Origin of the sequence: Streptomyces sp. NPDC015139, assembly GCF_043079785.1 — a bacterium.
Lineage (GTDB): Bacteria > Actinomycetota > Actinomycetes > Streptomycetales > Streptomycetaceae > Streptomyces > Streptomyces albidocamelliae.
Genome location: NZ_JBIBUW010000024.1, coordinates 45,380 through 66,273, shown reverse-complemented (window position 1 = coordinate 66,273; position 20,894 = coordinate 45,380). Strand labels below are relative to the sequence as shown.

Here is a 20,894-nt window from a genome sequence, read left to right as displayed (position 1 = left end):
AGCAACAGGCAGACGGGCGGCGCAGCAGCCCCACCGATTCCACGCCGATTGTGCCGCGCTCGCCTTGGTCGTCCGCCGTGTCGGTGCGGGCTGGCTTCCAGCGCGGTCAGTCGGCGGGACGGAAGCGGAGCGCGGACCAGGTGTCGTCGATGGCGATCTGCCGCACGGGGCGTACGCCGTGCACGGAGAGCGCGGCGGCCAGGGTGTCGCGGTTGAGGTCCGTGCCGAGCTTTCCGCCTTTGGGGTAGGCCACCCAGGCGAGGGCGTCGCGGCGCGCGGCGGCGAGCACCGCCTGGGCCTTTGCCCCGAGAAGGTCGCCGGAGGTGGTCACGAAGACGAGCACCGCGTCGGCCGACGCCGCGTCGCCCGCGGTCACCCCGCCCGTGGCTTCGACCTCCAGCGGGAGGTCGTCGGGCTTGCCGAGGACGACGACGCTCTGACCGGGCTTGATCTGGAGCTTGCTCATGACGGACACCCCCTGATGCTGCCATCCGGGATCCGGCTCTGCCCACCGCGGGGGTCGTGTCTGCGGGTGGCAGCCTCGTGCAGGGGGCCGGTGCCCACCCCGGCGGAGCGGTACGCGGCTTCGGCGCCGTCGGGGCCCTCGTGCGCCGTAGCAGCCGCGCCGTTTCCTACACTCACCGGATGAACAACTTCACGTGCACCCACTGCGGCACCGTCGGTCTGATGGAGGGTTTCATCGAGGATGCCGGCGAGCACTCACGCGGGTACGCGCGCTGGATCGAGGGCGCGTTGGAGCGGGGGATCTTCGGGGGCGCCAAGCGGTTGGGCCGGCCCCGGCGGCAGATAGAGGCCTACCGCTGCCCCAAGTGCGGGCACCTCGAACTGTTTGCCACCGGCGAGGTGTAGTCGGCTCGTTGATCAGTGATCGGATCGGCCGCCGCCGTGCGAGGCTGTTGCGCCGGGCTAGGCCGTCATCTGGAACTGGGGGCGGGTCCCGGTGAGTTCGAGGACGCGCCGGGGCTGGGTCTGCAGACCGGACAGTTCCAGGAGTCCGCCTTGTTCGCCGGCGTGCCGGTCCAGGCCTTGCAGGAGGCCCAGGCCGCTGGCGTCCAGGAACGGCACACCCGCGAGGTTTAGGCAGAGGGTGCGGTTGCGGATGATCAGTGTGTCCGTTACCAGGGTGACCTGCGGGCAGGTGTCGAAGTCCAGTTCGCCGACCACGGTGATGACGGTTCGCTCTACGTAGTTACTGACGTGCACGTCGAAAGACGGCATGGGAAAACCACCGTTCGGGATCTAAGCCCATCACGGTCGGCTCCCTCTGCCGGAAGTAGGCCGTCAAGCGCGCGGCATACGGTGCCGCATCACAGCCGAGCAAGACCACCCGCACCATCCACCGGCCACCCGATTTTCTGTCACCGCACGGCGGCGCGGGGTCTCCCACCAGACCAGGCTGGTTCCCCTCGAGCGTGTCACATCGAGGCAACCAGCACCAGAACGCCCGCGGCACACCGCTCGAAAGCGGGAAGCCACCGGCCGCTCTGACGCAGGGGCCTGCCGCCAGAGGCGGTGCGGCCACGCGGGCGGGCGGGTTGCCTGCGGGCGGCATGCGCCGATCCTCGTTCCTGCCTTCTGCGATGCAGGGGGGCGGGGGTCTGCGCCAAATCGCCGGGCTGGCGGTCAGCGGCGGGCGCCCGTCCTGAACAGCTGTTCCGTACCCTGGCGGCATGCGCATGCGCCCCACGTTGAGCTGGACTCCAGCTGAGGACTGGCCGCCGGGCACCACGGATGTGGAGCCGGTCGGCGAGGTGCTGCGCGCCGGCGGGGTGCTGGTGCTCAGCGGGGCGGGCATCTCCACGGAGTCGGGCATCCCCGACTACCGGGGCGAGGGCGGCAGCCTGAGCCGGCACACCCCGATGACCTACCAGGACTTCACCGCCAGCGTTCAGGCGCGGCGCCGGTACTGGGCGCGCAGCCACCTCGGCTGGCGCACCTTCGGCCGGGCCCGCCCCAACGCGGGCCACCGGGCGGTGGCCGCGTTCGGACGGCACGGGCTGCTGGCGGGGGTGATCACCCAGAACGTCGACGGCCTGCACCAGGCGGCGGGCAGCGAGGGCGTCGTGGAACTCCACGGAAGCCTGGAGCGGGTGGTCTGCCTGTCGTGCGGTGCCTTCAGTGCGCGTCGTGATCTCGCCCGGCGCCTGGAGGCAGCCAATCCCGGTTTCGATCCGGTGGCCTCCGGCATCAACCCCGACGGTGACGCCGACCTCACCGACACACAGGTCGGGGACTTTGAGGTGCTGCCCTGTACGGTCTGCGGCGGCGTCCTCAAACCGGACGTGGTGTTCTTCGGCGAAGCCGTTCCTCCGCAGCGGGTCGAGCACTGCCGCACGCTGGTGCGGGAAGCGGCCTCGCTGCTGGTCCTGGGTTCCTCACTGACGGTGATGTCCGGGCTCCGGTTCGTCCGCCAGGCCGCCCAGGCCGGCACGCCCGTGCTGATCGTCAACCGGGATGCGACCCGCGGTGACCGGCACGCCCTGACCCGCATCGGGCTCCCCCTGGGAACGGCTCTGACCGCGGTGGCCGGCCGGCTGGGCATCTGCGTCGACGGCCCAAGCGTGGTGTCTGACACGCCCTCCTGAGCGTGGTCTGACACGCCCTCCTGGCCGCGGCGGATCTGCGCGGCCCGGGGGGGCCGGCGGTTCTCACCGGCGGGGTGCGGTGGTTGGCCGATTCACTCTGCAAGGGATGCGCTGCGGAGGTGGTTCGCGGGTAGCCGCTGCTCTGGTCAGCGAAAGGGAGACGCAGCACATGGCTACCGAGGCGAACTCCGCCAGAATCACGGGGAAGGTCCAGGGCAGGGACATCGTCCTGGACGGGGCCCTGTCCAAGGACGAGATCCGGGACAGGGTGTGGTGGTGGCAGATCCCCCACCCCCGGACATCCAAGGAGCAGGAAGACCGCCGGCACGAGTACGACGACTCTCAGCGGGACGTGATCGCCACCCTGGGCGGGTACTACGAGGTGCCCGACGACCCGCACGCGCCGGAGGCCGGCGAGCTGGTGGAGATGGTGTACGCGGAGCTCAACCCGGACGGTTGAGACGGTTCGCGCGGTGGTGGGCGCGGCCCGGTCGGCGCTCGCGCCCCTCTCCTCGCGGTGGAGCGGGCGCGTGGCGTCAGGCGGCCGCGCCGGGCTCCACGGGCCACGGGGTGGCTCAGTACGCGGAGTTGACGTTGTCGATGGAACCGTAGCGGTGCGCGGCGTAGTTGGCGGCCGCGGTGATGTTCGCCACCGGGTCGGTGGAGCTGTGGGCGGTGCCGTCGACGTGGTAGGCGTTGAAGGTGGGGTCGATCACCTGCAGCAGGCCCTTGGACGGGGTGCCGTTCTTCGCGTTGACGTCGTAGTTGTTCTGGGCGTTGGGGTTGCCGCTGGACTCGCGCATGATGTTGCGGTGCAGGCCCTCGTAGCTACCGGGGATGCCCTTCTTCTTCATGATGGCCAGCGACTGCTTGATCCAGCCGTCGAGGTTGTTGCCGGCACCAGCGGTGTCGGCGCGGCCGTCGCGCGCGGGAGCCGTGGCGCTGTGGGCGGCCTTCGGTGCCTCGGCGGCCTGGGCGGAAGCCGGCACCAGGGTGAGGGCGGCGGCAGCGGCACCGGTCGTGGCGAGGCCGGTCACAGCGAGGCGGGCAAGACGGCGGGAAGCGGTGATCGCGATCAAGGGACTCTCCTGTGGGACGTCGTCGAGGCGCCGGCCGGATATCCGGTCGCGGCCTGCAGGGCGTTCGGGGCGAGCCCTGCTGCACGCTTCCGCGGGCACGTCCGGCGATCAACGCCCGGTCGGCCAGCGGCTTGCGGCAACGACCAACATGGTTAGCGACCCCTGGAACCCCACGCAAGAATGTGACGTACTACCCACTTTCGGAGAATTGGCCAAAATCGGGCATTCGATGGCTTATTTGCCCGGTTCGCCGCGATAGCGCCCTACGATCCTCCTTAGGACGTGACATGGCTCCTATGGGGCTCATCACCCGATTCGCAATGAAACGGGCCTTTCGAAGCGTCCGCTGCGCTGGCCGAGCGGGCCGCCGCGCGCAGCCCTGAGACCTCACGGTGGGCATCGAACCGTCACCGGCCGCGACATCGGCGGGCGTGGGTGGCGGAATGCCCTCCCGTGGTGAGTTGTCGCAGCGGGGTGCGAGAACGGCATGCCGCAGACTCTCCGGATGATCGTTCTGCAGCCCGTCTTGAAGATCCATGCCTCGGACGGCTTCGCACTGTGGACCGTCGCCAGCTGCGGGCCGTACGGCTTCCTGCCGCTCAGCGGCAGGCTCGGTCCTGCCGAGGCCTGCACAGCGGTGATGAGCATCGCCGCCTGCAACTCGACCGATACCGACGACGACAGTCACCCGCCAGGGCCCGCAGCCCCCTTCGGACGCTTCCTTCACGGACTGCTCACCACGGATGAGCTCTTCGCATCCGGAGGCCTGCAGGTCATAGACACCGCGACCGGCACCGGGCTGCTGCAACGGGCTGGGCGAGAGGCGCGACTGGCATGAGGTCGTCGAGGGCATCGGCTGGGCCTGCTTCGGTCCCCCCTCCCTCTCGCTGAACGTCAGGGCGGCATGGTCCGACTGGCCATCGACGCCGAAGACGACGACAGCCAGGTGATCGAGCCGCCTGTCACTGGCCAGCGGCGCCTGCTCGCCGCCGCGGAACACGAACCTGACCGACTTCCTCCACCTGGCCGCCACGTGGGCCGCCCTGCACCTGCCCAATCACACCGTTCCCGTGGTCTCCGCCCCCGGCTGCGCTCTGGACCCGCCCACCCCGGTGATCCCGCCGCAGCGGTAGAGCCTGTGTTACGGCAAGACAGCCTTGAGTACCAGCGCCGGCAGCGGCCGTCAGATCCGACCCGCTTCCGGCCGCCGGGCGGTCGTGAGCGCTCCAAGCGGCAGCACCTGCCGGGAACACCCACGACGCCAACGCAGCAGGGGGTGTTCATCTGGCGAGGGCGGCCGGCTCTTCCAGTCGCGCAAGCTTCCCCGGGTTGGCCACCGCGTGAATCCGGCTAACCCTCCCGCCTTCTACGACCAGGCTGACTGCCGCCAGTTGCCCGTCGGCCTCGATCCGGCCTGCTAGAGCGCCGTTGAGCCACACAGACGACACCACGCGGCCGGGGCGCGCAAGCAGCGCGGCGACCCGTTCGGCTCCGTGGACGGGAGCCGACGCGGCGCTCGTCACACCGCCGCCGTCGGCGATCAGCACCACGTCGGGCGCCATCACGTCGATCAGCTCCTGCACCTGCCCGGTCCGCAAAGCGGCCAGGAATCGCTCCACCACCGCCTGCTGCTCAAAGCGGCTCACCCGCACCCGCGGCCGTCGGGCCGCCACGTGCTCACGGGCCCGCCGTGCGATCTGCCGTACCGTGACCGCCGACTTCCCCACCGCTTCGGCGATCTCGCCATAGGGCAGGTCGAAGACCTCGCGGAGCACGAACACCGCCCGCTCGGTCGGCCCGAGTGTTTCCAGCACGGTCAGCATCGCGATCGAGACGCTCTCAGCGAGTTCGACGTCCTCGGCGACGTCCGGAGTGGTCAGCAGCGGTTCGGGCAGCCACTCGCCGACGTACTCCTCGCGGCTGCGTGACAGCGTCCGCAGCCGGTTGAGCGCTTGCCGGGTGGTGATCTGCACCAAATACGCCCGCGGGTTGTGCACCCGCGAGCGGTCGACGTCGGCCCATCGCAGCCAGGACTCCTGGACCACGTCCTCCGCATCGGCCGCAGAGCCGAGCATTTCGTAGGCGACAGTGAACAGCAGGCTGCGATGGATGACGAACGGGTCGGTGCTCACGCCGTCGATGCCGCACCCGCCTTCTCCACACTCGCGGCCAGCGGAATGGCGCAGGCGTCGGAGAAACCCTGCGACGTGATCCCGTTGGCAGTGTTGTTCCGGGTAGCCATGTTGACGAAGGCGATGTAGGCGGTTAGTTCGACCATCGCCGGCGCACCGAGTTGGTCGAGCAGGCCCGCATACAGCTCGTCGGTGACGGTCGGTGGGGTGTTCGTCATGGCTTCGGCGTACTCCAGCACGTCCCGCTCGAGCGGAGTGAACACTGCTGACTCCCGCCAGCGCGGCACCTGGCTCGCCTTGGTCAGGTCCAGGTTCTGGTTCTGCGATTGGAAGTAGCCGACGTCCAAGCACCAGCTGCAGCCGACCTGCGCCGCGACGGCCATGTGCGCGAACGACTTCAGGCCCGCATCGGCCTCATCCCACTCGCTCAACTCGGCCGAGAACTCCAGGTTGGAGGTGGCGACCTTCGGGCTGTGCCACACCACTTCGACGGGCTCGGGCACGGCACCGAGCTGCTTGATCAGGTTCTCGCTCATCTCGGTGGGAAGTGTGGCCTTGGGAATGCGCAGTGTCATGGTGCTCCCTGTCCGTGCGTTGGTCTGTCAGGCATGTAGACACCGGCCATCCCTCGAATGTGACGGAGGTGGGCAGTGAATGTAGTGCCGGTACACCGGGCTTCGGCAGCAGCCGTCCGCCAAGGTCGCTCGATGACCGGATGTCTAGGGCTCATGCCCCGTCCTTCAGGTCGGGGTCAGCCCATCCTCGGCGCGGAGCCGCGCAGAGGCTGCGCCCACTGCGTTGTCCTCTGCCTCCGCTACGTTGATCACACGAGCTGGAGGGGGGTGTTTCATGCTGTCGGGACGCAGGTATCGGCTTGAGCTGACGGTCGAGCAGGCCGAACAGTGCCAGGAGTTCGCGAACGTGTGCCGGGCGGTGTGGAACACCGGTCTGGATCAGCGTCGTCAGTACCGCAGGCGCGGCGCATGGGGGTCAGGGTCGTCCCGGCGGGCGCGGAGGTGCTCGTTGCCGAGGAGGCTCAGCGGCTACCCATCCCGCTCAGTGAGGAGGAGGCGCTGTGGGTGGAGCACGCGTGTGCGCCCCGGTCCGTGAGGGACATGGAGTCGGAGCTGCTCAGTTTCCGGGATACCACCCAGGACTGGCAGTCGCTGGTGCACCGCGCCCTGACCGCCGGCGTTCCCGCGCCGCGGATCGCGCAGCTCACCGGTCTGGATCCGCTGGACATCGTGCAGGTGGTCGGCGATTGAACCCTGCGGCGCCCCGCGCCGTCCCCGCGGCGTGGGGCGCTTGGCCCCGTCGGGCCCCAACCCCGGGCCGGTCAGCCGGGGTCGGTGCAGCCGAACAGGCCGGCGTGGCCCGGGGGGAGCTGGGTGAGCAGGCGTCGTAGCAGTGCGTCGTCGGCGGCCTTGGCGAGGGTGGGAAGGACGGCGTCGATCTCGCGTCTGGCCTCGACGAGGTCGGCGTTGCTGCGGTCGGCGACGGCCTCGACGAAGGAGGCGGGGGTCAGCGGTTCGCTGGCCGGCTCGACCGCGGTCAGCAGAAAGGCGCACCCCTCGGGCAGGAGAGCGGCCAGGTCCGTGCGGTCGTCGCCCACCAGGTGGGCGCCGAGGACCTCCAGCACGTTCTGCACGGCTCGGGCCCCCTGTTGCTGCCTGTCGTAGCCGGCGCGTTCGGTGACCTGGGTGAGGAAGGTGCCCAGACTCCAGTCCATATCGGCTCCTAGTCGTCGAACGAATCTCTTGTCTGCGGTGGCCCGTTCGCCCGGCTTTCGAGGCTGCGCGGCGTGGGTCGGCAGCGTCAGACGGGTGCGGCGGCGTGCACCAGGCGGTGGAGGTGGGCGATGCTGCCGCACCGCGCCGCCAGCAGGTCGGCTTTGGTCCGGGCGTAGCCGGCGCCGAGTTCCTCGCGGCACGGCCGACTGAGGCTGTCGCGCACCTGGTTGACGAGGGTGCGTTCCTCCTCGTCGGTGTGGCGGGCGGTGACGCAGGCCAGTTGCTGCAGCCTCCACTCCCATTCGACGGAAGCGATCTCGCGTACCTGCAGGAGCGCGAAGAGGACTTTGACGGCTTCCTGGTGTGCGGTCTCGATGTGGTCGACGGTGTCGTGGTCCTCGAAGCAGGTGAGGACCGGGTGCACGGAGGTTCTCTCGGCCTCGCCGTGGGCGATCATCAGATGCGCGAAGTCGTGGAGCGCTCCGGGGCGGTCGGCTTCCGTGCTGCGCATGAGGCGCAGGAGGTCCTCCATCGTGCGGTGATCCTCGAGAATCAACTCGACGACATCCTGGGGCGGGTTCATGGATGCGCCTCCCTAGGTGAGTGGGTTTCACCTCCGCTACCCGAACCCACGTCACAAATTCTCCCTTTTGCCCCTTTTGCCTATTCGTCGCAGGTCACAAGGGTCACAGCGGCCCGTTTCCGCAGCCGGTCGGCAGTACGCCGACCACCTCACCGCCGGGCCGGGCCGGCCGCCGCCCCGCAGCGGCGCGCCTCCTGCCCCGCATTGGCCGCACCCGGTGCGCCAAGTCGCAAGCGACGGACGCCTGTACGAGGCCGGACACCGCGCGGCAGGAGCGTGTCGTCGGCGGAGCGTCGCAGGCGCAGTGCATACGGTGATCCCTTAAGGGCACACGGATGCCTGGAGCACCTATCTGCTCCGTCCAACCGGGGTGCCGCCTTGAGGGTGTGCGCTCGGCGAAGGTCGCGGGACCGGTGTGCCGGCCCGCTGCACGAGAGGGGTTGCTGCTGTGCTGCTGGCGGCGGAGAAGGAATTGCGCGCGGTGCTGGCCCGCTTCGCCGAGGCCCGCTTCCGCCACGATCTGCAGCCCACCGGCCGCTCGAGCCGGGAACTGGAGGAAACCTCCGCCCGGCTGTGCGCGATGACCGGCACCGCGTCGGTGGACCAGGCCCTCGCCGCCGCCGACGTCCTCCTTCAGCAGCTGCGAGCAGACCGGCGTGCGGCCACGAAGGCGTCCCGATCCCTGGCCGCCTGAAGCGATCGGGCGCCGTTGGGAACTGATCGCCGCGCGGAGGGTGCCACCGGCCGGGTGCCGTAGGACCGCCGGCCCGTCGGGGACCCGGCCCGCCTGCCGGGCTGGCCCGCCTCAACGTCACGGATGCGGGATACCAGACCGGCTTGCCCTCCTTGTGTCTCCCCTACAGAGGTCAGGCTCGCAGCAGCGCCCGCTGCAGCTCGTCGACCACCAGGGCGGGCGTGCCGGCGCCTTGAACCAGCCCCAGAACGTGTTCGGCGACCTCGTGCAGGTTCAGGCCGAGGGCGGCTGAGAGGTCCCGCAGCACCGCTGCCGCTTTCTCGATGGGCAGCTGTCCGAGGACGGCGAGGGCGCCTTCGGCCATGGAGATCCTGGAGCGTGCCGCCACCTCGCGGCGAAGGTGATCGATTTCCGCGCGCAAGCGCGCACTGCCGTCCCCGTGCGGGTGTGGTGCGATGGAGAGCGGTTCTCCCGTGTCGTGCTCGGGCCGGTCGAGCCGCATGTGATCACCTCAGGAGTAGCAGCGGGGCAAGGACCCTGCTACCCCGGCGTCGGCATCGCAAGCCGCCTCCCCCGGCCCGTCGCATCCTCCGGCGAAACCGGCAGAGGCGAGGCGTCGGCGCCTCCTGCCCGCCCATGACCGCCACGACCGGGTGTGCGGCATTTTCGTGCGGCCCGGCGTCGCACCGCAGGGCTCGCACAGGGATGCCCCGGCCGATGTTCTGGCCGGGGCATCCCCAAAAGGACGTGATGGTGAAGGGCGGTCGCCTACGCGGCGAAAGGCCTGGCCGGCCCCGCGCTATCCGCAGGGGCTGCTGATGCGGTCCGGCTCGATGACGTAGATGACGCGGACCTGGTCGCGGCCGCCGAACCACGGATACGGGCCACCGAGATACCTCTGGGAGAGCGACTCGATGTGCTCGGCGGCGCCGTCCTTTCGTACTTCGACCACCCGGCCGCGGATCTGGACGTAGGCCGTGGGGTCCGCGGGGTCTGCCACGGCGAGCGCGATGCGGGGATCACGGGCGATGTTCCGGGTCTTTTGGTGGGTCTCGACGCTGTTGATGAGTACGTGGCGCCCGTCGGTGTCGACCCACGTCTGGGTGAGCTGGGGGGAACCGTCCGGCATGAGCGTGGCGATGTAGCAGGTGGACGGGTGGCGCAGCAGCGCCAGCAGATCCTCGCCGAGCAAGACGGGCACCCGTTCCTCCGCTGTGCGATCGCTGAAGCAGTTCGCCACGCTAGCTTGCGGACGAGGGCGCGGACGCGTGCCACGCCTGCGGCCGGCGAGAGGACCGCGGGGTGTCCCCGCGCGGGGCGCACCTTATGATCTTCGGCCTGATCGAGGAGGAGGCCCTGTGGCGTTTTCGGACCATGTGAGGCGGGTCGCCGGCGAGGTCGTCGCCGGCTTTGCTGCGGGCAGCGGGATCTACGCGGTGACGTTCCGCATCGACAGCGTCGATCAGGATCCGCGCTTTCCGTATGTGGCGATCGGCTACACCACCGAGGCCGACGCCGCCGCCTCGGCGGGGGCGGCGGCGTCGGATGCCTGGGAGGCGCGCTGGAGTTACGCGTGTTTTCCGCCGACCGGGCTCGAAGGGGTACGGGCCGTGGGGCAAGAGGCGCAGGGTGCGGCCGCGTACCGGCGCGAGGCCGAGTCCCGGGGCCTGTGGTACGAGGACGACGAGGAGCCCGGCGAGCGTGACGAGCAACTCATCGCCTGGTTCTACGAGGTGTGCGTCGCGGCGGCTCGCCACCTCCATGACAGCGGCCTGCTTGTGCAGGTGCTGGGACGGCCGGCCCCGGTGATCCTTTACGACATGTTCGACCCGGACGCGATGTTCGCGCTGACCCGCAACGCCAATCCTGCGGAGCTGGCATCCGAGTTCCTGACCATGGATCCGGCCTAGACGGCCGTCTCGGGGACTTCAGCCGTCGTAGCCGGTCAGCTGGCGCACGACCGTGCGGCCGGTGCCGGTGTGCACCAGAGCGGCGGCGAGGCGGAAGGAAGCGCTGCAGGACGCGGACGGCCACGCCCTGCAGGCGTGCGACCGCGGTGCCGGTCGAGAGAGGACCGATCTGGTGAAGCCGGGGGGCGCGATCACGTTTTGGAGCTGGAGAGCGCACTCGGATTGGTCGTGTCGAAGTAGACCCAGTCCGCACCCGGATCGAGGAAGAACGTGCCGGAATACCTCTCGCCGGTCATGTGTCGGTCGAAGGACTCGCTGCGGACCCACCGGGCCTTCTCGGGCATGAACGGGACCAGCCTGTGGGGCAGTCGGCGTGGCTGGGCGGGCTGAAACCCTCGCGGCGATGCACCCTGCAGGGCGGCGACGGCGCCCGCTCTCAGCCGGGCGAAGCCCACCACGCGAACGTCGGTGGGGCCCGGAACTCTCCAATCGTGATCGGTACCCAGGACAACGCCGAGCCAATGCGCGTCGGAGAGCGGGCCGAGAGCGGTGAACCGGCGTTCGAGCGGTTCAGGGTCCGTTCGGACGCCGCCGCTGTCTGCGCTTTCCCCATGAGTCGACGTACACGCCGAGAGCACCGCCGCCAAGCCCAGCGCGAGCGCGCTGCGACGTCCCGGACCCGCCATACCGGTCATAACTGACGCCCTCCCCCGCAGCGCTAAGGGCATGTGAGCGTAGCGGTCCGCTCGAGGTGACTGCCCGGTGGGGATCGAGCATCAAGTGCTCCAGCAGGAGAGCGGCTGACGGCGAGCGCAGGCCGCCGGGAGCGTCTGGCGGCAGCCTTGACCGGCAAGATCACGACCCACTCCTGGGTTACCGAGTAGTGATCCCGGCAGCGCGGGCCAGGATGCCGGCGGTCCGCGCCCCCGCCTCAACGGCATGACCGGCAGCGCTGGGTAGGCAGCGATCGCGGCCGGGGTCGAATGCGGTCATGATGACGCCGGCGTGATCGGTTGCGACCTCAGTGAGCGACACCGGCCAGTTCCGCTTCTCCAAAGCTGTGGCCAACTCGCGGGAACGCTCGACGTCCACCACGTCATCGGCCAGGCCGTGCACGAGCCACACCGGCACAGGCGGCACCATGCTGTCGCCCAGGCGGAGGTCGTCGAGGGGAACGGTGCCGGTGGTCGGTGCCACCGAGTGGTAGGCACCCGCGATGCCCACGACGGCGCGCGGCCTCCAGTTGCCGAACGCGGCGGTATTCACCGCGACAGCCACCGCAGCCTTGCCGCCCAGTGACCAGCCGACGAGCGTGATCCGCTCGGGATCCCCGCCGAAATCGGCCGCGTTGTGCCGTACATAGTCGGCCGACTCCCTCAGGTGCGTGCGCCCGCCGTCCGCAGCGTCGGATCGCCAGTCCGGCACCAGCACGACGACGCCCAGCTTCGCAGCGGCGCGAGCGACGGGCGCCAGAACGTCCCTCTCATCGGGGCCCCGGCCGTGCCACAGCAGCGCCACGGGAGCAGGCTGCGAAGCACACGCAGGCTGGTACACGTCCATGAGCTTGCCGCAGGCCCCGTACTGGAGACCCGTCCTGACGACCACTTCTGCAGCCACCGCGACACTCCCGACTCGTCCGTCACGAACCGCATCACCCTACCCACGCAGGCCGGCCTGGCCTGAGTGCCGGTCAGCAGGTCGGGGCCGTCGCGAGGGATGCCCGCGCCGTTCACCCCAATCGGTCTGTAGTACCGCGACCATGCGCGCGGGCTTCCTGATACCCGCTGCTGACGCCACCGAGTTGAGCGCGCCGCGCGCCGCTCGAGGACGTGGCGGCGTTGCGCTCCACGCCCTGGAGGAGCTCTGCACGAAGACGCGGTGGTTTTCAGGGGACAGGCATCCCTTTTGAACGCTGGGTGCTGGGTGTCTGCGACGGAGAGAGTCGGGGCGGGCGTGCGCCGGGGGCGGCAGCAGGGGGTTACAAGGTCCCTGGTGCCGCCCCCGGTGGGTTGGGGGTGTCAGCTGACGGCGACTGCGGTCCAGGCCGCGGCGACTGTTTTGGCTTCGGTGCTGTCCGCGCCGTACAGGTCCGTCGCCGCCTTCAGGGTGCCTTCGCGGGCCGCCTTGTAGTCGGTCTTGGACGTGAAGTACGTGGTCAGCGCCTTGTACCAGATCTGCAGAGCCTTGTCGCGGCCGATGCCGGTGACGGTGGAGCCGTCCTTGGTGGGCGAGTCGTAGCTGACGTCGTTGATCTTCTTGGCGCCGCTGCCCTCGGCGAGGAGGTAGAAGAAGTGGTTGGCGACGCCGGAGGAGTAGTGGACGTCCTTGTCGCCGACGTCCGCGGACCAGTAGTCGGCGGAGCCGCCGTCCTTGCTGGGCTTGTCCATGTAGCGCAGCGGGCTGCCGTCGCCGTTGATGTCGATCTTCTCGCCGATGAGGTAGTCGCCGACGTCGGTTGCGTTGTTGGCGTAGAACTCCACGCCGGTGCCGAAGATGTCGCTGGTGGCCTCGTTGAGGCCACCGGACTCGCCGGAGTACTCCAGGCCCGCGGTGTTGGAGGTGACGCCGTGGCTCATCTCGTGGCCGGCGACGTCGAGGGAGGTGAGGGGGGCGGCGTCCTTGGTGCCGTCGCCGTAGGTCATGCAGAAGCAGCTGTCGTCCCAGAAGGCGTTGACGTAGGCGTTGCCGTAGTGGACGCGGGAGTAGGCGCCGACGCCGTCGTTCTTGATGCCGCTGCGGTTGAAGGTCTTCTTGTAGAAGTCCCAGGTCTCCTGGGCGCCGTAGGCGGCGTCCGCGGCGGCGGTGCCCGCGTTGGAGGCCTTTCCGTCGCCCCAGGTGTCGCTGTCCTGGGTGAACAGCTTGCCGGTGCCGTCGGAGCCGTGGTCGAGGTTGTAGGTCTTGTGGCCGCCGCGGGTGGCGTCGGTGAGGGTGTACGACGATCCGGCCTGGGTGCTGGTCAGGTCGACCTTGCCGCTGTACTGGGTGTTGCCGACGCCGGTCTCGATGCCCTGGTACTGGAAGAGCTTGTTGCCGGTGGCGGCGTCGGTGATGACGTGCAGCTGGTTGGGGGTGCCGTCGTCCTGGAGGCCGCCGACGACCGTCTCGTAGGCGAGGACGGGCGTGTCGGAGCCGGCCCAGATCACCTTGCGTGCGCTGTTGGCGGAGGACTTGGCGGAGCCGAGGGTCTTGGCGGCCAAGACGGCCTGCTTCTCGGCGTGGGCGGCGGTGATCCGCGGCGTGAGTGAGGCGGGCTTGATGGCGGAGGTGGTCGCTCTGGTGACGCCCTCGGTCTTGCCGGACTTGGCCGTGTGGACGACCAGGTCGCCGCCGAGCACGGGCAGGCCCGCGTAGGTGCGCTCGTAGCGGGTGTGGGTCGTGCCGTCGGTGTCCCTGACGACGTCCTTGACGACCAGCTTCTCCTTGGCCCCGAGGCCTATGTGCTGCGCGGTGGTGGCGGCGCCGGCCTGCGCCTGGTGGATGAGTGTGGTGCGGGCGGCGGCCGACAGGGTGGTCGGGGCCGCGGCGAGCGGCTTCGCGGCTGTGGGTTCCGCCGGGATCTGGGCGGAGGCGCTGGTGGCCAGGCCCGTGGAGAGCAGGGCGCCGGCCGCCACCGCGGTGGCGATGGCCAAAGTGGTGCGCTGGTGACGCACGTTGAGGAGGCTCACGAGGAAGGGCTCCTTGTTGTGGGGGGAATGCCGCCGGGCCGGTGTGGGGCCGGCCAGGAGCGGCTCTGGGACGGGTGGTGCTCGTGCAGCGGTGAACAGAGCCTGACATGTATGACATGCCCATGTCACTACCTGCTGAGTGATGTTGGTCGAGAATCGGCCGACCGCTCCCACCAGGGAAAACGGCACACCGATTCCGCCGCGCGTCGGCGCGGCCTGCAGCGGTCGGCTCCGCGTGAGCCGACCTCCCAGCCGTGCTCGAGGCGTGCCGCCCCCGCGGCGCACAACCGCGCACGGCTGTTGCCTCAACGGCGCCGATGCCCCAAGCCCGCGCATGGTCGGCTGTTTTGCGCCGGTGTCCGGCACGCCAGGGCTGAGGCCTGCACCCGTGTCACCGCGGCTGCCCGGCCGGGGCAGTTGCGGGTTTGTTCAGGTGGTGCAGGTGTCGAGCATGGAGGACAGTGCTGTCTTCTCCTGGTCGGTGGTGGTCAGCTTCCACACGGACTTGATGTGTGTGTAGTCCTTGGCGTAGGTGCACCAGAAGGCGTGGTTGGTGGGTTTCCAGTCGGCCGGCCCGCTGTCGGATTTCGAGGTGTTCGACGACTCCGAGGCGATCAGCAGCTGCGGGTCTTTGAGGTCGTTGCCGAAAGCTTTCCGCTGGTCCGCACTCCAGGTGTCGGCGCCGGAGCGCCAGGCCTCGGCCAAGGGGACCATGTGGTCGATGGTGGCCTTGGCGACCTCGGTGACCGTGGCGTCGTCATACGCCGAGTACCAGGAACCGGACGTGGGCTGGCAGCTGCTCGGTTTGTCCTCGACGCCCTTGCCGTCGCGGGCCAGGACCGTCTGCCGGGTGGTGCAGCCGCCCGGCTGGGTGGACCAGATGTCGAACTTGTCTCGGGCGTAGCCGTCCATCGAGTGCGGGCTGTCCACGGTGAGCGCGGCCAGCTCTTGCCGGGCGGTCGCCGTCGACGGCGGCGGGGGCGGGTCGGCCAGGGCGGGAGACGCGCCGGCCCCGATCAGGAGTAAGGCGGTTGCGGGCAGGCCGAAGACGGCATGGCGCATGAACTCTCCAAATGGTGTGGGGGGTTGGAGATGTGCACACGAGAAAACCGCAGCCGTTGCATCGTCCGCTATGCGCGTCGATCAAATACGACAACTCCCCCACGCGACCTTCACTCGGTGGTCATGGCCGCCCTGTGTGCTGGCCGTTCGCGCACCTCAGGCACCCCCTGCACCCCTGTTTCGTGTGAGGCTTCAACCATCAAAGGCTGCGCGGCGGCCCCGGCGCCGCCGTCGTCGCCCGGGCTGCCGCGCAGCCGAAGCGTTGATGTGCCGGGCGGGGGGGGCGCCCCGCGGTGGTCAGGAGCTGAGGTGGTCGCGGTCCCCCATGACCACGACGGGATGCTGCACCGGGTCCAGGGTGCGCAGGAGGGTCTTCATCCCGGACTCGGGGACCGTGACGCAGGCCGAGGTGCCGTCGCCATGGTCCATGTGCAGCCAGATCCCGCCGCCCTTCTCCACGCCGTCCGGGCGGTTCCAGTCGAACGGCGCAGCGCCGGTGAGCCGGTTGTAGTCGATGGCGATGACGTAGTCGAAGTCGTGGGCGTGGGCCGGTTCCGGGTTCAGCATGGTGGCGTAGGCGTTGTCGTCGTACCAGTACTTCAGCCGGCTGCCGGGGTCGGCGAGCGTGCCTCCCGCGTCGGTGAGGGTGAAGACGCCGACGGGACTGTGCTCGTCGTCGATGCGGTGCTGCGTCGTCCAGCCCAGCTTGCCGTTGTGTCCGGCCCAGCTCTGCGTTCGATACCAGGTCGGGCCCTGCTTCTCGTACAGCACGACGAGGCTGTCGGGGGAATCGGGGCCTTCGCCGTAGACGACCACGGCCTGGCGGGTGTCGGTGGGCACCTGACTGAACATCCGGTCCCCGACCCCCGGAAGACGCAGGCCCACCACCTGGCCGGGGCGGGCCGAGGCCGCGCCGGGCGCACCGCCGGAGGCCTTCCGGTCGGTCCCGTGCCCGCACGCCGTGGCACCGGCCAGCAGGACACAGGAGGCGACGGCGGCGGATATGGCATGGCGTGCACCGCCGCGCCGCATCAGCCGACGAGGGGACGGGGTCACCGTGAAGATCCGCATGGTCCAGATCCTGTGGCGAGGCCGTTGCGGGGTGCATCCGGAAGGCGGCATCCGGCCCAACTGCTCCCCCGGCGCCCGGCCGAGGGTACCGTTCGGCCGCCGGCCGGGCCCGCTGCGCTTCCGGCAAGCCCTGGAGCAGTACCGCCATCGTGGTGGGACGGCCGGGATCTGCGCGTTCGGCATCCCGCAGTCCAGCGCGGCGTCTCTGGTGCGGCGCGGGCCGTGCTGCGGCCAGGCGGGTGACGCCCGCGGTCGCCCGATCGGTCGCCGGGTAGGCACGGCGGGGCCATGCGCTGTGCCCGGCTGCAGCAGGAGTCGTCCTGTCCACTGCTGTAGGCGGTCTGCGTCAAAAGCGCCCGCGGCGAACATCCTGCGGGGGTCCACGGCCACCCTCAGCTGTCACGCCGCCGCAGTGTGGTGGATGTCCGGGCGATAGGGATGATGCCCCTCGGCGGCGAACCGCTCGTGCAGATGATCGAGGGTTCGGTGGGCGTCGAGTCGAGCCGGACTCTCCAAGGCCGAGCACCCATTGGTGGCGGCGGTGGGCAGGGGGTCGGCTTCCTGCTCCGGCCGTGCTGCAGGGGCTCGCTCGCAGGCGGCGCCCTGCAACCCGGGGTCGGCTAAGAGCCGGCCCGGTCGCCGGTCAGCGAGTGGACAGCCGGTACTCGCCGACGCGGGAGTCGCTCTCCGTGCGCGGAGCGGGGGGCGCGGCGGCAAAGCGAGGACGCGCCGCGGTCCGGGTGCCGGCGGCGCTGTGGTGGCGTTCCACCTGTCGGCGGGCGCGCTCACGGTTGGGGTAGGGGCGGTGGGCCATGCGCCGCAGTCTGGCAGAGGACGACGACGCGGCCGACCGCACCGTCAACTCCCCGCCCCGTCCTCGCCGCAAAAAGGCGGGGCGTGCGCCCCGCGCCGGCTGCCCGTCTCGTGCTGCAGCGGCCCCGCAGGGCAAGCAGGGACCGGGGTGCGAGCCACTGCCCGCCGGGTGCCGGCGCGCCCAGCGGGGTGCGCGCGATGGTGACCTCATGGGAAAGGTGGGCCACCCGCACGGGTGACCCACCTGAGTGACGCCGGCTTTACCGACCGGCGTCACCTGCCGCCACTGGTAGGGGGTCAGTGGCGGTGTCCACCGCGGTGGTCACCGCCGTGGCGGTGGTGGCCCCAGGAGGCGTCGTCGACGAACCGGCCGTGGTCGTTGCGCAGGGTCGCGGTGTCGGCGTTGTTGTCCCACACGTAGTTGTGCCGGTCCTGGAAGAGGTCGGTGCGGGTGTCGCGGCCGACGCCGGTGTGGACGCGGACCGTGGAGCGCCCGTCGAGGCGGAAGTGCCGGAAGGTGTAGCTGTGGCCGTCCTCGTCCTCGAGGGTCCAGCCGTCCAGGTTCACCGCCCGGCGGGTGGAGTTGGAGATGTCCACCCACTCCTTGTTCAGCGACCGGTTCGAGCGGTCGTCCCGGCCCGGGGAGTCGTACTGCACACCCGAGATGTACACCGCGGCGTGCGCGCGGCCCGGGTGGTGGTCGGCCGCCGAGGCCGGCAGCGCCACCGCACCCACGGCGGCGGCCGCGACAGCGGCGACGGCGGTCATACGACGAACAGAAGAAACGGACACCGAGGTCCCCCTTCATTGCGCACACCCCGCCCGGGCACCAGAAACCACAGGCCAGCGAGGTGCGTTGTGCTGGTGTGCAGCCGGTCGGCCGCACACCCACACCCTGCAACCGGAACCCTGTCGATGTGTGGGAAATGCGCAGGTGATTACAGATTCACCAGATCTCTGTGACACTCACCTGTAGCGACCATCTATGTTCTGAATGCACTAGGTTGACGCTATTTCAGGCATATACGCCTTGGTATTGCAGGCCCGGAGCAACCATCCCGCTAGGCCCCGCCACCCCGCCGCCGTGGACGCGATCACCCGAAAGTGAGTAACGAGCCGTCGGCCCGGCCCCAGCGGCCGCCCGCGCCGACGGGGTCCATAGGCCCCCCAGGAGACCTGGTCGGCCTGTGGCGGACACGCTGACAGACCTGCCCCGGCTGCAGGCGCGACGGACCCTCACCCGCACCGCCCGCGGTCGCGCACCAGCCGGCCCGGCGAGAGACGGCTACGACAGTCACCGCGCGACGGTGTGCAGTGGCGCGTAAGGCAGGAGCTGCAGCGAGGGGCGAGGCGCCTTCCGGATCCGCCTCGTCGTCAGGCGCCCGCTTCGACGAGGTCGTGGGGGTGGAAGGTGCGGCGGTAGGCGGCGGGTGAGACGCCGAAGGCGGTGCGCATGTGGGCCCGCAGGGAGTTGGCGGAGCCGAAGCCGGAGCGGTGGGCGACCAGGTCGATGGACAGGTCGGTGGTCTCCAGCAACTGCTTGGCCAGTTCCAGGCGTTGTGCGGTGAGCCACTGCACGGGGGTCATGCCGACCTCGTCGCGGAAGCGGCGGGTGAAGGAGCGCAGGCTCATCCGGGCGTGTTCGGCCAGGCGGTTCAGGGAGAGGGGCTCACCCAGGTGTTCCAGGGCCCAGGCGCGGGTGGCGGTGGTGGTGGCGACGGTGGGTTCGGGCACCGGGCGGTCGATGTACTGGGCCTGGCCGCCGTCCCGCCAGGGCGGTACGACGCACATGCGGGCGGCGCGGTTGGCGGCGGCGGCGCCGTGGTCGCGGCGGATCATGTGCAGGCACAGGTCGACGCCGGCGGCGACGCCCGCGGAGGTCAGGACGTCGCCGTCGTCGACGAAGAGGACCTCCTCGTCGACCTTGACGCGGGGGTAGGCGCGGCGGAACTCGGGGGCGAGGTTCCAGTGGGTGGTGGCGGGCCGGCCGTCCAGGAGGCCCGCGGCGGCCAGGACGTAGGAGCCGGTGCAGATGGACACCAGGCGGGTGCCGGGCCGGATGCCGGCGATGGCCGCGGTGACCTCGGGCGGCAGCGGGCCGCCGCGGCCCAGCTCGGGCATGGCGTGTGTGGGCGGGACGATCACGGTGTCCGCGGCGGCCAGGGCCTCGGGGCCGGCCGCGGGCTGCACGGTGAACCCGGCGTCGCTGAGTACCGGGGCGCCGTCGGCGGTGCAGACGGTGACCTCGTACAGCGGGCGTCCGCCGGCGTCCAGGACGCTGCCGAAGACGCGGGAGGGGATGCCGAGTTCGAAGGGCGGGACGCCGGGCAGGGCGAGGACGGCGATGCGGTGCCGCCCGGCCGCGTCGGCGCTCCGGTCGGGGCGGGGGTCGGTGCACGGCCACTGCATCTCGCTCATGGCCAGATCCTGTCACATAGTGGCCAAACGGCCAACACCATGGTGGGGGCGGGTGCCGGATCGTGGACTCACGTCGCACCGGGAAGGCCCGGGCGGCGGCATCCGATCGAGACGGAAAAGAGTGAGGCGGACAGCATGCGTGCGGTGGTCGTGGAGCAGTGGGGCGGACCGGAGATGCTCGTCGAGCGCGAGGTCGCCCGGCCCGAGCCGGGACTGAACGAGGTCCTGGTGCGGGTCCACGCGGCCGGTGTGAACCCGGTGGACTTCAAGACCCGGGCCAGCGGGGCCCTGATCGAGTGGGGCGAGATCCCGGCGGTCGGCTGGGACGTCTCCGGCACGGTGGAGGCCGTCGGACCGGGCGTGGGGATGTTCCGGCCCGGGGACGAGGTGTACGGCATGCCGCTGTTCCCGCGGCAGGCCGGCGCCTACGCCGAGTACGTCGTCGCCCCGGCGCGGCACCTCGCGCCCAAGCCGGCGAACCTCACCCACGTGCAGGCGGCGGCGCTGCCGCTGGCCGCGCTGACCGCCTGGCAGGCCCTGGTGGACACCGCCCAGGTGCGCGCCGGTGAGCGGGTGCTGGTGCACGCGGCGGCCGGCGGGGTCGGTCACCTGGCCGTGCAGATCGCCAAGGCCCGCGGCGCGTACGTCATCGGCACGGCCAGCGCCGGCAAGCACGACCTGCTGCGGCAGCTGGGCGCGGACGAGGTGATCGACTACCGCACGGTCCGCTTCGAGGACGCCGTCGGGGACGTGGATGTGGTGCTGGACGGGCTCGGCGGCCAGAACGCCGAGCGGTCCCTGAAGGTGCTGCGCCCGGGCGGCCGGCTGATCACCCTGCCCGGCCCCGACGACGTCCCCGCCGACGTCCCCGGCCACGTGCGGGCGGTGTGGATGCTGGTCGAGCCCGACCACCTGGGCCTGCGCGAGATCGCCGCCCTGGCCGAGCGGGGCGCGCTCACCCCGGTCGTGGAGAGCGTCGTACCGCTGGCCGAGGCCGCGAAGGCGCACGAGATCGGCGAGCAGGGCCGCACCACCGGGAAGATCGTCCTGAGCGTCGCCTGACCCCGGCCGAGCCGGCCAGGGCCGGCTGCGGGCAGAGGCGAGACGCCAGCCCCGGGGCCGACAGGTCCC

25 protein-coding genes and 1 pseudogene are annotated in these 20,894 nt (G+C 70.6%); 9 read left to right on the top strand and 17 right to left on the bottom strand.

The window, feature by feature from the left end:
- Window positions 1-106: 106 nt before the first annotated feature.
- Window positions 107-466, bottom strand: a complete 360-nt coding sequence (locus tag ACF08B_RS37530; RefSeq protein ID WP_392321506.1) for a hypothetical protein — start codon at window positions 464-466, stop codon at window positions 107-109.
- A gap of 179 nt (window positions 467-645) precedes the next feature.
- On the opposite strand from ACF08B_RS37530, the gene ACF08B_RS37525 reads away from it, so the two are divergent.
- Window positions 646-870, top strand: coding sequence for a hypothetical protein (locus ACF08B_RS37525; protein ID WP_392321505.1), 225 nt, complete (start codon window positions 646-648; stop codon window positions 868-870).
- 57 nt (window positions 871-927) lie between these two features.
- Here the strand turns inward: ACF08B_RS37525 and ACF08B_RS37520 are convergent, their stop codons facing one another.
- A complete protein-coding gene (locus tag ACF08B_RS37520) occupies window positions 928-1,239 on the bottom strand; it encodes an STAS domain-containing protein (protein WP_392321504.1) in 312 nt (103 codons plus the stop codon).
- A 452-nt stretch (window positions 1,240-1,691) separates the two neighbouring features.
- On the opposite strand from ACF08B_RS37520, the gene ACF08B_RS37515 reads away from it, so the two are divergent.
- Both ACF08B_RS37515 and ACF08B_RS37510 read left to right on the top strand, forming a co-directional pair.
- Complete coding sequence (locus ACF08B_RS37515; protein ID WP_392321503.1) at window positions 1,692-2,606, top strand: NAD-dependent protein deacetylase; 915 nt, start codon at window positions 1,692-1,694, stop codon at window positions 2,604-2,606.
- 169 nt (window positions 2,607-2,775) lie between these two features.
- Complete coding sequence (locus ACF08B_RS37510) at window positions 2,776-3,066, top strand: hypothetical protein (RefSeq protein ID WP_392321502.1); 291 nt, start codon at window positions 2,776-2,778, stop codon at window positions 3,064-3,066.
- A gap of 115 nt (window positions 3,067-3,181) precedes the next feature.
- On the opposite strand, the gene ACF08B_RS37505 is transcribed toward ACF08B_RS37510, so the two are convergent.
- A complete protein-coding gene (locus ACF08B_RS37505; RefSeq protein WP_392321501.1) occupies window positions 3,182-3,685 on the bottom strand; it encodes a transglycosylase SLT domain-containing protein in 504 nt (167 codons plus the stop codon).
- Window positions 3,686-4,190: 505 nt separating this feature from the next.
- Between ACF08B_RS37505 and ACF08B_RS37500 the strand changes: the two genes are divergently transcribed.
- Window positions 4,191-4,523 carry a hypothetical protein gene (locus ACF08B_RS37500; protein ID WP_392321500.1) on the top strand — a complete coding sequence of 111 codons (333 nt, stop codon included), beginning with the start codon at window positions 4,191-4,193 and terminating at the stop codon, window positions 4,521-4,523.
- Window positions 4,524-4,965: 442 nt separating this feature from the next.
- Here the strand turns inward: ACF08B_RS37500 and ACF08B_RS37495 are convergent, their stop codons facing one another.
- Together ACF08B_RS37495 and ACF08B_RS37490 are read right to left on the bottom strand one after the other, a co-directional pair.
- Window positions 4,966-5,817, bottom strand: coding sequence for an RNA polymerase sigma-70 factor (locus tag ACF08B_RS37495; RefSeq protein ID WP_392321499.1), 852 nt, complete (start codon window positions 5,815-5,817; stop codon window positions 4,966-4,968).
- Window positions 5,814-6,392, bottom strand: coding sequence for a carboxymuconolactone decarboxylase family protein (locus ACF08B_RS37490; protein ID WP_392321498.1), 579 nt, complete (start codon window positions 6,390-6,392; stop codon window positions 5,814-5,816). Before ACF08B_RS37490 ends, ACF08B_RS37495 begins: the two co-directional genes overlap by 4 nt.
- Window positions 6,393-6,666: 274 nt before the next feature.
- Between ACF08B_RS37490 and ACF08B_RS37485 the strand changes: the two are divergent.
- Together ACF08B_RS37485 and ACF08B_RS37480 are read left to right on the top strand one after the other, a co-directional pair.
- A pseudogene (locus tag ACF08B_RS37485) lies at window positions 6,667-6,783 on the top strand (helix-turn-helix domain-containing protein); the annotation flags it as partial.
- A gap of 17 nt (window positions 6,784-6,800) precedes the next feature.
- Window positions 6,801-7,082, top strand: coding sequence for a DUF6003 family protein (locus ACF08B_RS37480; protein WP_392321517.1), 282 nt, complete (start codon window positions 6,801-6,803; stop codon window positions 7,080-7,082).
- Between the two features lie 71 nt (window positions 7,083-7,153).
- Here ACF08B_RS37480 and ACF08B_RS37475 read toward each other — a convergent pair whose 3' ends face one another.
- Window positions 7,154-7,546 (bottom strand): DUF2267 domain-containing protein, encoded by a 393-nt coding sequence (locus tag ACF08B_RS37475; protein WP_392321497.1) that lies wholly within the window; start codon window positions 7,544-7,546, stop codon window positions 7,154-7,156.
- Window positions 7,547-7,632: 86 nt separating this feature from the next.
- Complete coding sequence (locus tag ACF08B_RS37470; protein ID WP_392321496.1) at window positions 7,633-8,130, bottom strand: hemerythrin domain-containing protein; 498 nt, start codon at window positions 8,128-8,130, stop codon at window positions 7,633-7,635.
- Window positions 8,131-8,578: 448 nt separating this feature from the next.
- Between ACF08B_RS37470 and ACF08B_RS37465 the strand changes: the two genes are divergently transcribed.
- Window positions 8,579-8,824, top strand: coding sequence for a DUF5133 domain-containing protein (locus ACF08B_RS37465; protein ID WP_392321495.1), 246 nt, complete (start codon window positions 8,579-8,581; stop codon window positions 8,822-8,824).
- Window positions 8,825-8,996: 172 nt separating this feature from the next.
- Here ACF08B_RS37465 and ACF08B_RS37460 read toward each other — a convergent pair whose 3' ends face one another.
- Both ACF08B_RS37460 and ACF08B_RS37455 read right to left on the bottom strand, forming a co-directional pair.
- The gene (locus ACF08B_RS37460) at window positions 8,997-9,326 is read right to left on the bottom strand and encodes an ANTAR domain-containing protein (RefSeq protein WP_392321494.1); all 330 of its coding nucleotides are present in this window, start codon (window positions 9,324-9,326) and stop codon (window positions 8,997-8,999) included.
- A 297-nt stretch (window positions 9,327-9,623) separates the two neighbouring features.
- Window positions 9,624-10,025, bottom strand: coding sequence for a PPOX class F420-dependent oxidoreductase (locus tag ACF08B_RS37455; protein ID WP_392321493.1), 402 nt, complete (start codon window positions 10,023-10,025; stop codon window positions 9,624-9,626).
- Between the two features lie 157 nt (window positions 10,026-10,182).
- Between ACF08B_RS37455 and ACF08B_RS37450 the strand changes: the two genes are divergently transcribed.
- On the top strand, window positions 10,183-10,734 hold the full coding sequence (locus ACF08B_RS37450) for a hypothetical protein (RefSeq protein ID WP_392321492.1): 552 nt from the start codon (window positions 10,183-10,185) through the stop codon (window positions 10,732-10,734).
- A 191-nt stretch (window positions 10,735-10,925) separates the two neighbouring features.
- Here ACF08B_RS37450 and ACF08B_RS37445 read toward each other — a convergent pair whose 3' ends face one another.
- From ACF08B_RS37445 to ACF08B_RS37410, 8 genes are all read right to left on the bottom strand, one after another.
- On the bottom strand, window positions 10,926-11,429 hold the full coding sequence (locus ACF08B_RS37445) for a hypothetical protein (RefSeq protein ID WP_392321491.1): 504 nt from the start codon (window positions 11,427-11,429) through the stop codon (window positions 10,926-10,928).
- Between the two features lie 178 nt (window positions 11,430-11,607).
- A complete protein-coding gene (locus ACF08B_RS37440; protein WP_392321490.1) occupies window positions 11,608-12,252 on the bottom strand; it encodes an alpha/beta hydrolase in 645 nt (214 codons plus the stop codon).
- Between the two features lie 500 nt (window positions 12,253-12,752).
- Entirely contained in the window at window positions 12,753-14,399 is a 1,647-nt protein-coding gene (locus tag ACF08B_RS37435) for a M4 family metallopeptidase (protein ID WP_392321489.1), read from the bottom strand.
- A gap of 429 nt (window positions 14,400-14,828) precedes the next feature.
- Window positions 14,829-15,461 (bottom strand): HNH endonuclease family protein, encoded by a 633-nt coding sequence (locus ACF08B_RS37430; RefSeq protein WP_392321488.1) that lies wholly within the window; start codon window positions 15,459-15,461, stop codon window positions 14,829-14,831.
- Window positions 15,462-15,758: 297 nt separating this feature from the next.
- Entirely contained in the window at window positions 15,759-16,493 is a 735-nt protein-coding gene (locus ACF08B_RS37425) for a hypothetical protein (RefSeq protein ID WP_392321516.1), read from the bottom strand.
- Window positions 16,494-17,175: 682 nt separating this feature from the next.
- Window positions 17,176-17,346: a hypothetical protein gene (locus tag ACF08B_RS37420; RefSeq protein WP_392321487.1), complete on the bottom strand. Its 171-nt coding sequence runs from the start codon at window positions 17,344-17,346 to the stop codon at window positions 17,176-17,178.
- A gap of 296 nt (window positions 17,347-17,642) precedes the next feature.
- Entirely contained in the window at window positions 17,643-18,113 is a 471-nt protein-coding gene (locus ACF08B_RS37415; protein WP_392321486.1) for a lamin tail domain-containing protein, read from the bottom strand.
- A gap of 606 nt (window positions 18,114-18,719) precedes the next feature.
- Window positions 18,720-19,754: a GlxA family transcriptional regulator gene (locus ACF08B_RS37410; RefSeq protein WP_392321515.1), complete on the bottom strand. Its 1,035-nt coding sequence runs from the start codon at window positions 19,752-19,754 to the stop codon at window positions 18,720-18,722.
- A 144-nt stretch (window positions 19,755-19,898) separates the two neighbouring features.
- On the opposite strand from ACF08B_RS37410, the gene ACF08B_RS37405 reads away from it, so the two are divergent.
- Window positions 19,899-20,825, top strand: coding sequence for an NADP-dependent oxidoreductase (locus ACF08B_RS37405; protein WP_392321485.1), 927 nt, complete (start codon window positions 19,899-19,901; stop codon window positions 20,823-20,825).
- The last annotated feature ends 69 nt before the right edge of the window (window positions 20,826-20,894 follow it).

Bases quoted from the DNA above. Each gene is read 5' to 3' on its own strand.
- ACF08B_RS37530 (WP_392321506.1), bottom strand. From the start codon at position 466: ATGAGCAAGCTCCAGATCAAGCCCGGTCAGAGCGTCGTCGTCCTCGGC.
- ACF08B_RS37525 (WP_392321505.1), top strand. From the start codon at position 646: ATGAACAACTTCACGTGCACCCACTGCGGCACCGTCGGTCTGATGGAG.
- ACF08B_RS37520 (WP_392321504.1), bottom strand. From the start codon at position 1,239: ATGCCGTCTTTCGACGTGCACGTCAGTAACTACGTAGAGCGAACCGTC.
- ACF08B_RS37515 (WP_392321503.1), top strand. From the start codon at position 1,692: ATGCGCATGCGCCCCACGTTGAGCTGGACTCCAGCTGAGGACTGGCCG.
- ACF08B_RS37510 (WP_392321502.1), top strand. From the start codon at position 2,776: ATGGCTACCGAGGCGAACTCCGCCAGAATCACGGGGAAGGTCCAGGGC.
- ACF08B_RS37500 (WP_392321500.1), top strand. From the start codon at position 4,191: ATGATCGTTCTGCAGCCCGTCTTGAAGATCCATGCCTCGGACGGCTTC.
- ACF08B_RS37490 (WP_392321498.1), bottom strand. From the start codon at position 6,392: ATGACACTGCGCATTCCCAAGGCCACACTTCCCACCGAGATGAGCGAG.
- ACF08B_RS37480 (WP_392321517.1), top strand. From the start codon at position 6,801: ATGGGGGTCAGGGTCGTCCCGGCGGGCGCGGAGGTGCTCGTTGCCGAG.
- ACF08B_RS37475 (WP_392321497.1), bottom strand. From the start codon at position 7,546: ATGGACTGGAGTCTGGGCACCTTCCTCACCCAGGTCACCGAACGCGCC.
- ACF08B_RS37470 (WP_392321496.1), bottom strand. From the start codon at position 8,130: ATGAACCCGCCCCAGGATGTCGTCGAGTTGATTCTCGAGGATCACCGC.
- ACF08B_RS37460 (WP_392321494.1), bottom strand. From the start codon at position 9,326: ATGCGGCTCGACCGGCCCGAGCACGACACGGGAGAACCGCTCTCCATC.
- ACF08B_RS37445 (WP_392321491.1), bottom strand. From the start codon at position 11,429: ATGACCGGTATGGCGGGTCCGGGACGTCGCAGCGCGCTCGCGCTGGGC.
- ACF08B_RS37430 (WP_392321488.1), bottom strand. From the start codon at position 15,461: ATGCGCCATGCCGTCTTCGGCCTGCCCGCAACCGCCTTACTCCTGATC.
- ACF08B_RS37425 (WP_392321516.1), bottom strand. From the start codon at position 16,493: ATGCGGCGCGGCGGTGCACGCCATGCCATATCCGCCGCCGTCGCCTCC.
- ACF08B_RS37420 (WP_392321487.1), bottom strand. From the start codon at position 17,346: ATGGCCCACCGCCCCTACCCCAACCGTGAGCGCGCCCGCCGACAGGTG.
- ACF08B_RS37415 (WP_392321486.1), bottom strand. From the start codon at position 18,113: ATGACCGCCGTCGCCGCTGTCGCGGCCGCCGCCGTGGGTGCGGTGGCG.
- ACF08B_RS37410 (WP_392321515.1), bottom strand. From the start codon at position 19,754: ATGCAGTGGCCGTGCACCGACCCCCGCCCCGACCGGAGCGCCGACGCG.
- ACF08B_RS37405 (WP_392321485.1), top strand. From the start codon at position 19,899: ATGCGTGCGGTGGTCGTGGAGCAGTGGGGCGGACCGGAGATGCTCGTC.